Genomic DNA, 14,769 nt, shown 5'->3' with positions numbered 1-14,769 from the left:
GAAGTGGCATGTAGGCTCATTTGAAGATTTTGCTCGCCAACGAGGGCAAGAAGTTCCCGTCCTCGAAGCTGCGAACCTTCCACACCATCGCATCGGCGAGGCCTCGGCGGGCGGGCCTTGTGGAAGAGAACTCCCTACCGCGGACCCCGCGACCCAGCCTGCATTCGCACGTCATCGGCGCATCGGGGCCGCTCACCCCGCCCATCGTTGAGATCAGTTCACTGACGCAGCACCAGGGGGGATCGAGATGAAGATTGAACCGATTACGGGATCCGAGGCCGAAGCCTTTCACCGGATGGGCTCCCGGGCGTTCGAAAGGTACAACGAGTTCGTGGACCTGCTGGTCGGCGCCGGCATCGCCGATGGCCAGACCGTGGTCGACCTGTGTTGTGGTTCGGGGGAGCTGGAGATCATCCTCACCTCCCGGTTCCCATCGCTGAACCTGGTCGGTGTCGACCTCTCGGAGGACATGGTCCGAATTGCCCGGGACTATGCCGCCGAGCAGGGCAAGGAGCTGGAGTTCCGTCACGGGGACGCGCAGTCCCCGGCCGGCATGGAGGATCTGCTCGGGAAAGCGGATCTGGTGGTCTCGCGACACGCGTTCCACCGGCTCACCCGGCTCCCGGCGGGGTTCGACACCATGTTGCGCCTGGTCAAGCCAGGGGGAGCCATCCTCAACGTCTCCTTCCTGCATCTCAGCGACTTCGACGAGCCCGGGTTCCGGACGTGGGTTCGGTTTCTGAAGGAGCGGCCTTGGGCCCCGGAGATGCAGCTCGCCTGGGCGCTGGCTCACTACTACGCGCCCCGGCTCCAGGACTACCGCGACGCCCTGGCCCAGGCGGCCGATGAGACGCCGGTGTCCGAGCAGAGAATCTGGGTCGATGACCGGGGCTACGGCGTTCCCACGGTCAAGTGTTTTGCCCGTCGGGCCGCTGCCTGACCGGCGGTTCGGTCCTGCTGCTCAGGACCCTGGCGGACGTTTCGCCCGTAACTCGCGCGAGTTGACGCCCGCCACCCAGATCGCGCGGTGCTGCCCTACGACCCGCACACGGCACGGTCGTGGATCGCCCGCCACGACGTCGAAGGCGTCATCGGGCTGCCGGGGCCTGCCTCACAGCGGCCGGCCCCGGCTGGGCATTCCCGGCTGGGCAGTCCCGCCGGGCGAACGGATTCGTGCCCTGCTCGCCTCGCTGAAGGCGTGGACCGCCCGCCCGAGAAGATTGGCGTCCGGGAAGAACTCGAAGGCGGCGGCTGCATAGAGAGTTATGGCATCGAGTCGTCAGCTACGGATTCATCGGACTCACGGCGTTAGTGCAGTAGGTGGAAACTTCTGAGTCTCGGCACCTGGACCCGAATGGAGGTGGCACCTATCGTAGGCAGGGTGGCACACAAACTTCGATCTCAGCCCGAAGAAACCAACCAAGGCACAGGCAGCGACTCATCGCTGTATCTGGATCTTATGATCAAGGTGTTAGCCGGGACGGTGTATGAGGATCCTGCGCACCGGGAAAACTTCTCCCATCGCGACTCAACGTACCGGGAAGAGGTCCGCAGCGAGGGACGCGACTGGCCGGCGAACGCGCACACGATGATCGGAATCAAACGCCTCGAAAACATTCGGCAATGTGTCGAGGATGTTATTGGCAACAATGTCCCCGGTGACCTCGTGGAAACTGGGGTGTGGCGTGGGGGAGCGTGCATCTTCATGCGCGGAATTCTGCGCGCTCACGACGTGCGCGACCGGACTGTGTGGGTCGCTGACTCCTTCCAGGGCATTCCTGACGTCGGTGAGGACGGCCATGCCGGCGACCGGAAGATGGCGCTGCATCGGCGTAATGCGGTGCTCGCGGTGTCCGAGGACGAGGTCCGGCGCAACTTCCGCAACTACGACCTGCTCGACGAGCAGGTCCGGTTCCTCCCCGGCTGGTTCAAGGACACGCTGCCCACCGCGCCGATCGACGCGCTCGCCGTACTGCGGATGGACGGGGACCTGTATGAATCCACCTGGGATACCCTGACCCACCTCTACCCGAAGGTGTCCGTCGGTGGCTACGTCATCGTGGACGACTACCTGATGTGCCCGCCGTGCAAAGACGCGGTGGATGAATACCGTGCGCGGTTCGACATCGCCGACGAGCTGATCAGGATCGACCGCGACGGTGTCTACTGGCAGCGCACCGAGTAGGTTCACAACGACTCGACGCCTCGGGTATGTGGACCCCCCGGGCGGAGGCACAAGAACACTAATCGCGGACCCGGATCAGAATGCGGTGACCCGTAATGTGTACTCACTCAGAACATCGGTCCGTGCAGGGCTCGTCAGCCACGGGGGTATTGCACCGAGTTCCTAATTCTCTCAGCTTCTATTATCAGCATCTGCTCGTGGCCAGTGAGCGGATCGATACCACCTGGGCCAGTACCGATTCCTGGTTCGAACCGAGCTGGCAACTTCCCAAACTCGGCCCAGAGCTGGACGAGTTCTTTTCGGTCAGCGGGATTTCCGCCGGCGAACTTGGCGAATACCAGGGACGTCGGCTTCACTTCCTCAACCTGACCGAGAACCCGGGCACATATACCACGAAAACGTTCGGCTCCTCAGTGATCGTGGCCCGCGCGGTACGGCATACCGAACTGACCGGCGAGCCGGTGCTGCTGGTGACCCCGTCGGCGGCCAACAAGGCGGTGGCGCTGCGTAACGCGGTGCTACGCGCCTACCAGGTCGGCCTGTCGGACCCGAGCAAGCTGCGCGTGGTCACCGTGGTGCCGGCCAGTTCACTGCCCAAACTGTGGGCCTCCGACCTCGATGTCGATCCGGCGCTGCGCGCGGCCAACCCGATGGGCGTCTACTCCGGCCCCGAGCGTGAACACGTCAAGGAGATCACGACGGCCGCCGTAGGCGATCTGGCCGCCAACGATCCTGTCCTGCGTGGATTTCGAGTCTGGTACACGCTGAACCCGAAGAACTACATGGTGGCCGACTTCATTCGGACACTGTTCGAGTATGAGTACTTCCCGCCTGTCGGTGAGCGGTGGCACACCCACGCCGTCTCCAGCGCCTACGGTTTTCTCGGACACGACCTGGGCCGGCAGATGGCGGCCGAGGACGGTGTCCGGTTCGACGTGCCGCAGCGCTACTTGCTGGTGCAGCATTTGGAGACGCCGGATCTCGTCAGCGCCGTTACCGGCATTGACGTCGAGACCGTGGTCCGGGATCTCTACCGGGCCACCGGTGACGGCTTGCTGACCAGGCCGGCGGACGCCGATCCCCGGCTGCCCGAGTACTGCTATTCAACCGGTGAGCGCCTGGAACGGACCTTCTACACGCGCAATCCGCCGACGACGAAAGCGGTCCGGCAACTGGTGGCCGACCATGGTGGCAATGGGATCGTGGTTTCCCTGCCGGAGTGCGTCAACCGATATGCCTTCGTCCGAGATCTGTTGCGCGGCGCCGACTTCCACCGGCTGCCAGAGGACCCCCGCCGGCTGCGCGAGTGGGCCATGGTGATGTCCGCCGTCGGCTGCCTCAACGCGATCGACCGTGACTTGATCCCCGTCGGCGCCGACGTGGTCATCCATGGCTCGGGCGCGTATTCCGAAGGTGAGTTCCACCAGATCGACCGGAGTCGGCTGATCGAGGTGAACACCCCGGACGAGGTACGCGCGCTCATCAGCGGTGCGATTCAGGCGGACGGCGAGCGTGGTTGATGAGTACATCGGTTGTCAAGCCTGCTGAGGACGTGGCCGGTCGGCTCGCACGGATCCTGACGACCGGTCGGTCCGGTCCGTTCCTGGGCACCCCATGCGGCGTGCTCGCCCAGCTGTACCGCGAGATCGACGCCGCGTGCGGGATGCGCACCATCGCGCGGGAGGACTCCGCGGTCGGGGTCGCGGCCGGCGCGGCACTGGCCGGCCGGCAGCCGGTGGTCTTGATGCAGAACTCCGGGTTCGGCCAGTCGGTCAACGCCTTCGCGTCGTTGATCATGCCCTGCCGGCTCGATGTGGTCACGGTCATCAGCGTCCGGGGCATGGCCCCGGACAACACTGAGGAGAACAGCGCCATGGGCACGCTCACTCCGACGATCCTGGCCGGTCTGAACGCGGACGTCCGCTGGCTCGCCGACGGCGCCGACCTGACCGAGGCCACAGCCAACTGGCTCACCACCGAGGTGGACGAACCACGGTTCCTGCTCATCGCCCCTGGACTTTTCGGCTGGCGCCCGTGACGATCCGCACGATGACGCACTCGCCGCAGAACAAGGCGGCAGCCATCGCCGAGATCATCGGCGCGTCGGAGGACACGCCGATCGTGTTCACCACCGGCTATGCCTGCCGTATCGCCAACGACATCCAGGACAAGCCCGGGCACTTCTACATGCTCGGCTCCATGGGGCTGGCCGGCTGTGTCGCCGTGGGCGTCGCGGCCGGGCTGTCCCGACCGGTGATCGTCGTCGACGGGGACGGCTCGTTGGCGATGAATCCCGGCGCGCTGTTGCTGGCCGCCGAGTTCACCGCGTTGCCGCTGATCCACATCGTGTTGGATGACCGCGCGTACAGTTCCACAGGCGCCCAGCCCACCCCGCCGGTCGGGAACATCGAGTCCTGGGCGGCCTCGCTCGGCTATCTGGTGTTGTCCCCACCACCGGCCGACGGCGTCGGCTCCGTGGTGGCCGGCCTCCTCGCCGGCGAGCTCACCCGACCACATCTGTTGCGCCTCCCGGTCGCGCCGGACGGGCGGAACGTCCCCGGCCGGATCGAGGGCCGCCTGTCCGGATACGCGGCTCGGTTCCGCACGCACTGCCGAGGCTTGCGGGCCGGCTCCGAACTGCCCGTCGTGTAAACGGTTGGCGGCCGTCGAGAACTGGAAGGTCAATGCAACCTGTTGAGAGCGGACGCGGACGAGCAGTCGGTACCTGCGGCGAGCTCGTTCAAGGCACGGTTGACGGCCGCGAGCTGATGGTGACCTTTCCTGTCGACTGGTACAGCGACGTGGTCGTGCGTGGCTCCTACTTGCCCGGCGTCCGGGTGTGGCCACGGTCGAAGGTCAAGGTCCGCCGGATGTGCGATTTGTTGCTCAACCGGCTGGTCGGAGCCAGTTCCGCCGATGTCGGGCTGGACGTGCTGGTCAGCTCGATGATCCCGGAGGGCCGCGGACACGCGAGCAGCTCCGCCGACCTGACGGCGTTGTGCCGGGCGATGGCGCAGTGGCTCGGCGTGCCGCTCGCTGACGACGACATCATGCGGCTGTGCTGCGAGCTGGAGCCGTCCGATGCGGTGTGCCGTCCGGTCCCCACACTGTTCGACTTCATCCGCGGCGAGGTGCTGTTGTGCTACGACGACCCGCCGCCGATGGCTGCGCTGGTGCTGGACGAGGGTGGGGCGGTGGACACCGTGACCATGCGGCGGCTGCCCTGTACCGAGGCCGAGAGCGAGCGGTTGGCCTTGGCGTTCGACTTGGTGGACCGGGGATTCCGGCTGGGTGATCTCGCGTTGATCGGCCGGGCCGCGATGATCAGCGCCGAGGTCAACCAGCGGCGGGTGTACAAGCGGAACTTCGAGGTTGCCAGGGAAGTGGCGGATGCCTGTGGCAGTTACGGAGTTTCGGTCGCACACAGCGGGACCACGCTGGCACTGCTGTTCGATCAGCACGAGGTGGAGGGCATCCGCGCGGCCAACGCGGCGCTGAGAACAGTCGCCGCCGACTGCGAACTGTTTCTGCTCAATGCGGTGGTCCCGACGCGGCGGCCGGCACCCGATCTGACTGAACTGCCCACTCGCTGACGGCGAACGAGTGAGTTGATTCCCTTTTGGTCGGTTAATTCCTCGGGGGTGTCAGTGGGTGCAATCAGATTCGCTCTGCCGAAGCAGGGCCGGCCGATCAGCGTTGCCGGGTACCGAACGGCCGCCCGCCGGGTCCTGCCCGACCTGGTGTGGGCGTACGTGGAGAACGGCGCAGACGATTCCGTCACGTTGGCGGCCAACCGGTCTGCGTTCGCCCGCTGGTCCCTGCGTCAACGAGTGCTGCGCAGTTCCGCCGGGCGGAAAATGGCTACCCGGTTCGGAGACACCGAGCTGGCGATTCCGGTGATGATTGCGCCAACCGGGATCAACGGACTGGTGCACTGGCGCGGCGAGTTGGCCACCGCATGCGGTGCGGCCGCAGCCGGTAGCAGGATCGTGTTGAGCACGGCAGCGTCTTATTCTGTCGAAGAGGTCGCCGAGGCGAGCCCGGTCGGACACTGGCTCCAGGTCTATCCGTGGCGCGATCGAGAACTCATGGACTGGCTGCTCGAGCGCGGCCGACGATCGGATTGCCCAACGCTGGTGGTCACGGTTGACACACCGGTGTTCGGAAACCGCGAACCGGAACGGCTGCAGGGCATGAGCATCCCGCCCGTGCTCACCCCCAGGCACGTGTTGGACGCCGCGCTGCACCCTCGATGGGCGTACAAAGTCCTGCGCCACCAGCGGGTGTTCACGGGCAACCTGGTCGGGATGAGCGGCGTGAGGGCCGGTGCGCTCGCAGCGAAAGTGCGCCGGGAACGGATGATGGCCGGCGAACTCGACTGGGACGACTTCGCCAGGGTCCGCGCGCAGTGGCAGGGACTCTGTTACGTCAAGGGAATCCTGGACGCAGATGACGCAGAACGCGCTGTCTCGCTTGGTGCGGACGGGATCATCGTGTCCAATCATGGCGGCCGACAGCTGGACGGCGCCCCGGCCACACTGGACGCGCTGCCCGTGATCGCCGACCGGCTGGCCCACCGGGCCACGGTGCTCATCGACGGCGGGATCCGCAGAGGCACCGACGTGGTGAAGGCTCTGTGCCTCGGTGCGGACGGCTGCCTGATCGGTCGCCCGGCGCTCTACGGACTTGCCGTGGGCGGCGAGTCCGGGGTCGAACACGTGCTCAACATCCTGCGCGAGGAAATCGACCGCACCCTGGCGCTCATGGGCTGCTCGGACATCGCCGAACTCGGCCGGGACTGGCTCATCCCCGGGTAGCACCGCCGGCGCCACCGGGGACGGTGTCCCGCCGAACGGGTGCCGGACATGGGTCAGTTGGGCTCGTCGCCGTCGGTGGCCGGGGTGCCGGGCTGCTTGGACGGTCGCCGATCTCGCGTGGCCAACAGGGCGATGACGGTGATCAGCAGTGTGATCGTGATCGCCACGGTGGAGCCGAGGAGCCCGTCGGTGGCGGCGCGGAGATGGTCGCCGGGGTGGGCGGTCAGGGACCCGAAGTACAGCGCTCCGATGACAGCTACCCCGATCGTCGATCCGATGCGCTGCCCTGTTTGCAGGACGGCGCCGGCGGCACTTCCCTCGGTCAGGGGCACCGTTTGCAGAGCCAGCGTCAGGTTCGGTCCGATGACCAGCCCGCTTCCCGCGCCGGCGAGCAGCAGCGGACCGGCCACGAGCAGCCACACAAGGCCGCCCGCGCGGTGGCCGATCAGGGCGATCAGCCCGGCGGATCCCAGCGCGACGGCGGCCAGTCCGATGACGACCAACCGGCGTCCGACCCGGTGGACCGCGCGGCCGGCCAGCGGGGCGCTGATCGCCGCGCCGAGCGCAGTGGGGGTCCCGACGGCGCCGGCGGCCAGTGCCGAGTAACCCAGCCCCAGTTGGAAATACAGCGACACCATGAACGGGATGCCGACAAAGCCGACGAAGTAGCCCATGCCGACGAACGCGCTGATCGCATAGTCGCGCTGGCGCAGCATCGCGAGGTTGACCAGCCGTGGTCGGCCGGAGCGCGTGCAGTGCTGCTGCCAGGCGATGAAACACGCCAGCAGCAGGGCCGACAGCCCGAGCAGGTACCAGGGCACCGACGGCTGTCGCTGCTCGGCCGCGATCAGCGGCAGGATCAATGTGGCGACACCGGATCCGAGCAGTGCTATCCCGAGCAGGTCGAGTCGCACTCCTCGTATCTGCTGCCGATCGCGGGGGAGCCACCGCAGGCCCAAGGGGAGTGACAGCGCCGCGATGGGCACGTTCACCAAGAACACCCACCGCCATCCGTTGGCAGGGCCGCCGGCCTGGATCAGCAGACCGCCGACCAGCGGGCCGATGGCCGTAGTCGCGGCGATCATCCCGCTGTACGCCCCGCCTGCCTTGCCCAGTTCCGGGCCCCGTGCGAACAGCTGCCGCATCAGCCCGACCACCTGCGGCGTCACCACCCCTGCGGCGAGGCCCTGCACCAGCCTGGCGGCCACGAGCCACCACCCGGAGGCCGCCAGCCCACAGGCCAGGCTGCCGAACGCGAAGAAGGCCAGCCCCACCAGCAGCGTGCGCCGTCTGCCGAGCTGATCGCCCAGCGCCCCGGCGGGCACCAGCACCACCCCGAAGGTCAGTGTGTAGCCGAACGCAGCCCACAACACCTGCCCGGCCGACAAGTGCAGCCCGGCCTGCATCGAGGGGACCGCGACGTTGATGACACTCACGTCCAGCAGCGTCACGAATCCCGCCAGCAGGCACACCGAGTACGCTGCCCAGCGCCCTGCCTGCATTGGTTCGGCCACGTCGGTCTCTGTCATTCCGGCCCTTCCGCCTTGGCTGATCACGTCTACTCGCTGACTTCACTTCAGCCGGTCTCACCAGAGCCGATCAATGACCAACATGGTCATGGAACAATCACCGGAAGGAATCGATCGAGGTGCGGAGGGCGGTAGTGATGGAGGTTCGGCAGTTGCGCTACTTCGTCGCCGTCGCCGAGTGCGAACACTTCGGCCGGGCGGCCGAGACCCTGCACATCGTTCAAGCCGCGGTGAGCAAGCAAGTCGCGCGGCTGGAACGCGAACTCGGACTCACGTTGTTCGACCGGTCCCACCGCCGGGTCCGACTCACCCCGGACGGCCAGGCCTTCCTGGCCCACGCACGCCGCGCGCTACGCGGCATCGACCGCGCCGCCGCCGCGGCAGCCGACCTGGCCGCCGGTGACACAGGCTTGCTGCGGATCGGTAGCAGCATTGGACTCGGCCCCCGCGTCGACGCCGCACTCGCGGCCGTCCGCAGCGCGTACCCCGGCATCACGCTCCAGGTGACGACCTCTGCCTCGACAACCGGTCATCTCGCCGCCGTCGCCGACTACGATCTCGACGCCGCCTTTGTGGCCGCACCACAGGCCACCCCGGGCGTGCAGGTTCACCACCTCTGGGACGAACCGTTGCTCCTGGCCGTCCCCGCTGCACACGCCGGCTCCGCCGGCGACCTCGCCACCCTCGCTGAACTCCCTCTGGCCCGATACGCTCGCGCGGACAGCCCCGGTACCGACGACCTGATCACCGCTGCCTGCCAGGCGGCCGGGTTCACCCCCCGGAAGGGCCCCACTCTCACCCGAGCCCAAGACCTCCTCACCGGACCCGTTTCCGCCGGAGACTGCTGGGCCGTACTCGCCGCAGACCTCCTCCACCACGTCCCCGCCGCTGTCGCCCTCGTCCCGCCCGTTCCACCGGTCCTCGTGCCCACCGCACTCGCGCTACCCGATCCCGTACGCCGTGCGGCCGTGCTCAACCTGCTCACCGTCGCACAGGCCGGGACCGGCTGACGACCGGTGTTCCCGGCCCGGCACGCCGGGTCCATCCCGTGATCGGTGTTCTCGGTGTTGGCCGCAGGCGCCACGAATGAACGCCATATCTGATCTTACCCATGTGATCTTGGCGCAGAATATCGCACGTCGACCTGGAGTGCCGAAGCTTTCCGGGGTGGGTCAACCGGTCCACTGGCCGGCCTACGACCACTCAATAACCGCCTACCGACTCATTCGCCTTGACAAATATGGCGACTGGGCTGGAAGCTCACATGATGAATCGGTGGTTAGTTACTGGTGCGGGAGGAATGCTCGGCAGGGATTTGGTGCGGGTTTTGGGGGCGCTGAACGAACCAGTGCTGGCTGCCACTCGGAAGGATCTCGACATCACCGACCGATTTTCGATCCGAGCCGTTGTCTCCAGGTATCAACCGACGGCGATCGTCAATTGCGCAGCATGGACGAGATTTCATGAAGCGGAGACCAGTGAAGCGGAGGCCCATCTTGTCAATGGAAGAGGGGCAGGAGAGCTGGCTACGATATGCAGCGATCGATCGATTCGGTTGGTCCATCTCTCCACCGATTACGTTTTCGACGGCGCGAGTCGCCGGCCCTATGCCGAAAGTGCGACCACCAGTCCGATCAACGCTTACGGCCGGACAAAGCTGGCCGGCGAGCAAGCTGTGCTCGAGTTGCTGCCGGACGACGGGACGATCGTAAGAACCGCCTGGCTGTACGGTCGACACGGCACGAACTTCATTCGCAAGATGGTCCGGTTGGAGCAGACGCACAAGACGGTGGACGTGGTAGACGATCAGTGGGGCCAGCCAACATGGACTGTGGATTTGGCACAACAGATCGTGGCACTCGTTCGGCACGGTGCGTCCGGCGTGTTCCACGGGACAAGCTCAGGCGAGACCACGTGGTACGACTTCGCCCGGATGATCTTCCGGTTGCTCGGTGCGGATCCCGGACGAATCCGCCCGGTGCGCAGCGACCAGGTCGCCGGCGGCGAACTGCGTCCCCGGTACACGGTGTTGGGGCATGCCGCCTGGCGCGAGGCCGGGCTGACGCCGATTCGGCACTGGTCTGCCGCTCTGGAGCAGTCGTTTCCCCTTCTGGCTGACGAGGAATAGTAATCCTCCTCGAGTAAGAGAAAGGAGGTTCCGCGGATGCGACTTCTGGTGACGGGCGGTGCCGGCTTCATTGGCTCGGAATTCGTCCGGGCTACCTTACGTGGCGTTCTGCCGGGCTCATCAGGAACCCACATCACCGTTCTGGACAAATTGACATATTCTGGCAACGAGCTCAACTTGGCGCCGATCGCGGACCTACAGACTTACCGGTTCGTGCAAGGTGACATCTGTGATCGGGGTCTGGTGGACGACGTGGTCGCCGGACACGACGCGATCGTGCACTTCGCTGCCGAGACGCATGTGGATCGCTCGATCGAAGGTGCCGCCTCGTTTGTCCGTACGAACGCACTGGGTACGCAGGTGCTGCTGGAAGCGGCCTCCCGTCACCGACTGGGACGGTTCGTCCACATCTCGACCGACGAGGTGTATGGATCGATCTCCGAGGGCGCCTGGACCGAGGAGTCCCCAGTGGCCCCGAACGCACCGTACGCGGCAGCCAAGGCGGCGGGAGACCTGCTGGCGCTGGCCTGGCACCGGACCCGGAAGCTCGACGTCGTGGTCACCAGATGCACCAACAACTATGGGCCGTACCAGTATCCGGAAAAGCTGATCCCGCTGTTCACGACCAATCTCCTGGACGGGCAGCAGGTTCCGGTGTATGGGGACGGCCACAACCGCCGACAGTGGCTGCACGTGTCGGACCACTGTCGCGCCATCCAGTGCGTGCTCCTTGGTGGTCGGCCCGGGGAGGTTTACCACATTGGCGGTGGCACCGAGTTGACCAACCTGGAACTGACCGAACACATCCTCGAGGCCTGTGGTGCCAGTTGGGACATGGTGCGGCATGTTCCGGACAGGTTGGGACATGATCTCCGCTATTCGCTGGACACCACCAAAATTCGTACGGAACTCGGTTATTCGCCTCGTGTGGCGTTCGCGGACGGGCTGGCGGAGACAGTGGAGTGGTACCGCACTCACCGTGGTTGGTGGGAACCGCTTAAAAATCCTGACAAAGCGACGGGTTCACCAACCGACGCCGGCAGATGATGGCGCAACCAGGCGGAGGGACGCCTCGTGGATGTCGTCACTGATCTCCCAGCGGTTCCGCCCTCGACCAGTCCAACGCCACGGCACCGGTGAGCTCGGCGAGCAGTTGCCGTGCAGGCGTTGCCGGACACCGGTGTCGTTCCAGGCCCGCAGCCGCCGCCGGCAGAACAATGGTTCGATCCGCATCCACAACTCGTCGGACATTCCCGTGAGGGGGAGGAAGAGATGCAGGACATTGTGCGTCCCATCAACGAGTGCCGGGTGTGCGGGCACAACGATTGGCTTGATGTGGTCTCGTTCGGATCGACACCATTGGCCGGAAACCTGCTCGGCACGGAAGATGACCCAAGGGATGAGACTCTGTTCCCGCTGGATGTCGGCGTGTGCCGGAAATGCTGGCTGATGACACTGCGACATGTCATCGAACCGAATGCCCTTTTCGGGCACTACCGTTACGTCGCCTCGGACGCAGGATCGATCATCCAGCACATGCGGCAGCTCGTCGAACTGTGTATCCGATGGGTCGGCCTGACCGACAGAGATCTCGTCGTGGAGTTCGGCAGTAACACAGGTGCTCACCTGGAGCTGTTCCAGCAGGCCGGCATGCGGGTGGTCGGCGTTGATCCCGCGCGCAATCTCGCCGACATCGCCAATGACCGTGGCGTCAAAACGATTCCTGCCGGCTTCACCACCGAAGTCGGCCAGGAGATCGCGACTGGACATGGTCCGGCGCGACTGGTGTTCGGTCGCCAATGTTTCGCCCACATCCACGACATCCACGAAGTCCTTGACGGAGTCTCTGCCCTGCTGGCGCCTGATGGCCTGTTCTTCGTGGAAGTTCCCTATCTGGCGGAACTGCTCGCAAACAATCAGTTCGACACCATCTTTCACGAACATCTCTCCTACTTTTCGCTCGGCGCGCTGTGCAGGCTGTTCGAGTCGCACGGGCTTCGCGTCGTGGACGTACATACAGTTGACGTGCACGGCGGCTCGATCGTGGTCTTCGCCGCCCCGGCCGCCGCCGGCTATGAGGTGCGGCCCGCTGTTGCCGAGATGCTCGCGGAAGAACGCAGCCAGGGCATCGCAGAGGAGAGTACATACCAGAAATTCGCCGAGCGTACGGAACGGGTGCGCGCACAGATCCGGGAACTGGTGCGCAGCTTGGTGGCAGAGGGCAAGACAGTGGCTGGATACGGCGCACCGACCAAAGGCAGCGCACTGCTGGCCGCATGCGGGCTGGGGCATCAGGAGATCCGGTTTTGTAGCGACACAACAGCCCTGAAGCAGGGAAAACTCCTACCGGGCTCCAGAGTTCCGATCTGGTCGCCGGAACAAGCAAGCGACCACGTACCGGACTACTACCTGCTGTTGGCCTGGAACTACGCTTCGGAGATCATCAACAAGGAGAAGTCGTTCCTGGAAGGGGGCGGCCGTTTCATTGTTCCCATACCCGAACCGCGCGTGATATCGGCGGAGTCGGCGTGGTGACGTCGAAGGCTGCACCAACGATGATCAGGCGTTGTCAGGTTGCTGATGGGGTGGCTGGTTGAGGGGAATCCTTCTTGCGGGCGGTACCGGCTCCAGGCTGTGGCCGGTCACCCGGGCTGTTTCCAAGCAGTTGATACCGGTCTTCGACAAGCCGATGATCTACTACCCGCTGACCACGCTGATGATGGCCGGCATACGGGAGATACTGGTGATCACGCGCCCCGAGGACCAGCGCCAGTTCCGTCACCTCCTCGGCGACGGCTCGCAACTGGGCCTGTGTCTTGAGTACGCCGTCCAAGAGAAGCCCGAGGGTATCGCGCAGGCGTTTGTCCTGGGTGCCGAGTTCATCGGCGACCAGTCGGTGGCCTTGGTCCTCGGGGACAACATCTTCCATGGCGCGGGCCTGGGAACCAGGCTGCGTCAGTACAGCGATCCCGCCGGGGGACGGATCTTCGCCTACGTCGTAGCCGACCCCAGGGCCTACGCGGTAGTGGAGTTCGACGAGGCCGGTACGGCAGTCTCCATAGAGGAGAAGCCGGCCAGTCCCAAGTCGCGGTACGCCGTGCCGGGGTTGTACTTCTACGACAACCGGGTGTTGGAGGTCGCTCGCGGCCTGATGCCTAGTCAGCGTGGCGAACTGGAGATCACCGCCGTCAACGAAACCTATCTGAAGTGGGGCGAGTTGCGGGTCACCACGCTCGACCGGGGCGCCGCCTGGCTGGACACGGGAACGTTCACCTCCTTGGTCCAGGCATCGGAGTACGTGCGTGTGGTGGAAGAACGGCAGGGCCTCAAGATCGGCTGTGTGGAAGAGGTCGCCTGGCGCTGCGGCCTCATCGGGAACGACCAGTTGCGGGAACTCAGCCGCCCGCTGCTCAAGAGCGGCTATGGCCGGTATCTCCTCGACCTGCTCGCCGATCAGGAGTTGAAGGAGTTGAAGTCGTCGTGAAACTTCGCCCGCTCGGCATGGAGGGTGCCTGGGAGATCACCCCCAAGCAGCACGCCGATCCGCGCGGGGTCTTCCTGGACTGGTACAGCGTCGACCAGTTCGCCGCAGAGGTCGGCCGCCCACTGCGGCTGGCCCAGGCCAACCTGTCGGTATCCGTTCGCGGCGTGGTGCGCGGCATCCACTTCGCCGATGTGCCGCCGGGGCAGGCCAAGTACGTGACGTGTGTGCGCGGCGCGGTGTTCGATGTGGTGGTGGACCTGCGGGTCGGCTCGCCGACTTACGGGCGCTGGGAAGGCACCCGACTCGACGATGTCAGCCGTCGTGCCGTCTACCTCTCGGAAGGCATCGGGCACGGCTTCTGCGCGATCTCGGACGAGGCCACGCTGTGCTATCTGTCTTCGCAGACCTACAACCCGGCGTCCGAGCACGGTGTGCACCCGCTCGATCCAGAATTGGCCATCAATTGGCCCGTCGAGACCCCGCTGCTCTCCGCGCGTGACCAGGACGCGCTCCTGCTCGCCGAAGCCCGGGACGGGGGCCTGCTGCCCAGTTATGCGGCCTGTCAGGCGCTCACGGCGTTGACGAGTCAATGACGGTCCGTGGCGGGGGGGGGGGGGGGGGGGCCC

General features: G+C 65.7%; 14 protein-coding genes. 13 read left to right on the top strand and 1 reads right to left on the bottom strand.

The annotated features are described in order from the left end of the window. Nucleotides 1–247: 247 nt before the first annotated feature. The 7 genes from ACFWBB_RS06700 (at nucleotide 248) to ACFWBB_RS06670 (ending at nucleotide 7,002) form a co-directional block, all read left to right on the top strand. The gene (locus ACFWBB_RS06700) at nucleotides 248–940 is read left to right on the top strand and encodes a class I SAM-dependent methyltransferase (protein ID WP_385267818.1); all 693 of its coding nucleotides are present in this window, start codon (nucleotides 248–250) and stop codon (nucleotides 938–940) included. Nucleotides 941–1,459: 519 nt separating this feature from the next. After that, entirely contained in the window at nucleotides 1,460–2,185 is a 726-nt protein-coding gene (novP, locus tag ACFWBB_RS06695) for a demethyldecarbamoylnovobiocin O-methyltransferase (protein ID WP_385268020.1), read from the top strand. A gap of 95 nt (nucleotides 2,186–2,280) precedes the next feature. Then, nucleotides 2,281–3,705 carry a DUF6002 family protein gene (locus ACFWBB_RS06690; protein WP_385267816.1) on the top strand — a complete coding sequence of 475 codons (1,425 nt, stop codon included), beginning with the start codon at nucleotides 2,281–2,283 and terminating at the stop codon, nucleotides 3,703–3,705. 101 nt (nucleotides 3,706–3,806) lie between these two features. Beyond that, on the top strand, nucleotides 3,807–4,223 hold the full coding sequence (locus tag ACFWBB_RS06685; protein ID WP_385267814.1) for a hypothetical protein: 417 nt from the start codon (nucleotides 3,807–3,809) through the stop codon (nucleotides 4,221–4,223). A gap of 11 nt (nucleotides 4,224–4,234) precedes the next feature. Next, nucleotides 4,235–4,837, top strand: a complete 603-nt coding sequence (locus tag ACFWBB_RS06680) for a thiamine pyrophosphate-dependent enzyme (RefSeq protein ID WP_385267812.1) — start codon at nucleotides 4,235–4,237, stop codon at nucleotides 4,835–4,837. 32 nt (nucleotides 4,838–4,869) lie between these two features. After that, nucleotides 4,870–5,778, top strand: a complete 909-nt coding sequence (locus ACFWBB_RS06675; protein ID WP_385267810.1) for a hypothetical protein — start codon at nucleotides 4,870–4,872, stop codon at nucleotides 5,776–5,778. A gap of 54 nt (nucleotides 5,779–5,832) precedes the next feature. Further along, nucleotides 5,833–7,002, top strand: coding sequence for an alpha-hydroxy acid oxidase (locus ACFWBB_RS06670; protein WP_385267808.1), 1,170 nt, complete (start codon nucleotides 5,833–5,835; stop codon nucleotides 7,000–7,002). A gap of 53 nt (nucleotides 7,003–7,055) precedes the next feature. Here ACFWBB_RS06670 and ACFWBB_RS06665 read toward each other — a convergent pair whose 3' ends face one another. After that, nucleotides 7,056–8,531, bottom strand: coding sequence for an MFS transporter (locus tag ACFWBB_RS06665; RefSeq protein ID WP_385267806.1), 1,476 nt, complete (start codon nucleotides 8,529–8,531; stop codon nucleotides 7,056–7,058). A gap of 137 nt (nucleotides 8,532–8,668) precedes the next feature. On the opposite strand from ACFWBB_RS06665, the gene ACFWBB_RS06660 reads away from it, so the two are divergent. The 6 genes from ACFWBB_RS06660 (at nucleotide 8,669) to rfbC (ending at nucleotide 14,736) form a co-directional block, all read left to right on the top strand. Beyond that, nucleotides 8,669–9,541 carry a LysR family transcriptional regulator gene (locus ACFWBB_RS06660; RefSeq protein ID WP_385267805.1) on the top strand — a complete coding sequence of 291 codons (873 nt, stop codon included), beginning with the start codon at nucleotides 8,669–8,671 and terminating at the stop codon, nucleotides 9,539–9,541. Between the two features lie 230 nt (nucleotides 9,542–9,771). After that, a complete protein-coding gene (gene rfbD / locus ACFWBB_RS06655) occupies nucleotides 9,772–10,659 on the top strand; it encodes a dTDP-4-dehydrorhamnose reductase (RefSeq protein WP_385267803.1) in 888 nt (295 codons plus the stop codon). 36 nt (nucleotides 10,660–10,695) lie between these two features. Further along, nucleotides 10,696–11,706: a dTDP-glucose 4,6-dehydratase gene (rfbB, locus tag ACFWBB_RS06650; RefSeq protein ID WP_385267801.1), complete on the top strand. Its 1,011-nt coding sequence runs from the start codon at nucleotides 10,696–10,698 to the stop codon at nucleotides 11,704–11,706. A 225-nt stretch (nucleotides 11,707–11,931) separates the two neighbouring features. Further along, complete coding sequence (locus tag ACFWBB_RS06645) at nucleotides 11,932–13,194, top strand: class I SAM-dependent methyltransferase (RefSeq protein WP_385268018.1); 1,263 nt, start codon at nucleotides 11,932–11,934, stop codon at nucleotides 13,192–13,194. A gap of 58 nt (nucleotides 13,195–13,252) precedes the next feature. Further along, nucleotides 13,253–14,143, top strand: a complete 891-nt coding sequence (rfbA, locus tag ACFWBB_RS06640) for a glucose-1-phosphate thymidylyltransferase RfbA (RefSeq protein ID WP_385267798.1) — start codon at nucleotides 13,253–13,255, stop codon at nucleotides 14,141–14,143. After that, nucleotides 14,140–14,736: a dTDP-4-dehydrorhamnose 3,5-epimerase gene (gene rfbC, locus ACFWBB_RS06635; protein WP_385267796.1), complete on the top strand. Its 597-nt coding sequence runs from the start codon at nucleotides 14,140–14,142 to the stop codon at nucleotides 14,734–14,736. Before rfbA ends, rfbC begins: the two co-directional genes overlap by 4 nt. Nucleotides 14,737–14,769: the final 33 nt, after the last annotated feature.

This window comes from Streptomyces sp. NPDC060000 (genome assembly GCF_042737375.1).
Lineage (GTDB): Bacteria > Actinomycetota > Actinomycetes > Streptomycetales > Streptomycetaceae > Streptomyces.
The sequence above is the reverse complement of the archived record's forward strand: the minus strand, read 5'-3'. Positions and strand labels throughout refer to the sequence as shown.

What these genes read in the sequence shown, in the direction of transcription:
- ACFWBB_RS06700 (WP_385267818.1), top strand. Translation starts at nt 248, where the DNA reads ATGAAGATTGAACCGATTACGGGATCCGAGGCCGAAGCCTTTCACCGG.
- ACFWBB_RS06675 (WP_385267810.1), top strand. Translation starts at nt 4,870, where the DNA reads ATGCAACCTGTTGAGAGCGGACGCGGACGAGCAGTCGGTACCTGCGGC.
- ACFWBB_RS06680 (WP_385267812.1), top strand. Translation starts at nt 4,235, where the DNA reads ATGACGCACTCGCCGCAGAACAAGGCGGCAGCCATCGCCGAGATCATC.
- ACFWBB_RS06690 (WP_385267816.1), top strand. Translation starts at nt 2,281, where the DNA reads ATGTGTACTCACTCAGAACATCGGTCCGTGCAGGGCTCGTCAGCCACG.
- rfbB (WP_385267801.1), top strand. Translation starts at nt 10,696, where the DNA reads ATGCGACTTCTGGTGACGGGCGGTGCCGGCTTCATTGGCTCGGAATTC.
- ACFWBB_RS06665 (WP_385267806.1), bottom strand. Translation starts at nt 8,531, where the DNA reads ATGACAGAGACCGACGTGGCCGAACCAATGCAGGCAGGGCGCTGGGCA.
- novP (WP_385268020.1), top strand. Translation starts at nt 1,460, where the DNA reads ATGATCAAGGTGTTAGCCGGGACGGTGTATGAGGATCCTGCGCACCGG.
- ACFWBB_RS06645 (WP_385268018.1), top strand. Translation starts at nt 11,932, where the DNA reads ATGCAGGACATTGTGCGTCCCATCAACGAGTGCCGGGTGTGCGGGCAC.
- ACFWBB_RS06660 (WP_385267805.1), top strand. Translation starts at nt 8,669, where the DNA reads ATGGAGGTTCGGCAGTTGCGCTACTTCGTCGCCGTCGCCGAGTGCGAA.
- rfbD (WP_385267803.1), top strand. Translation starts at nt 9,772, where the DNA reads ATGGCGACTGGGCTGGAAGCTCACATGATGAATCGGTGGTTAGTTACT.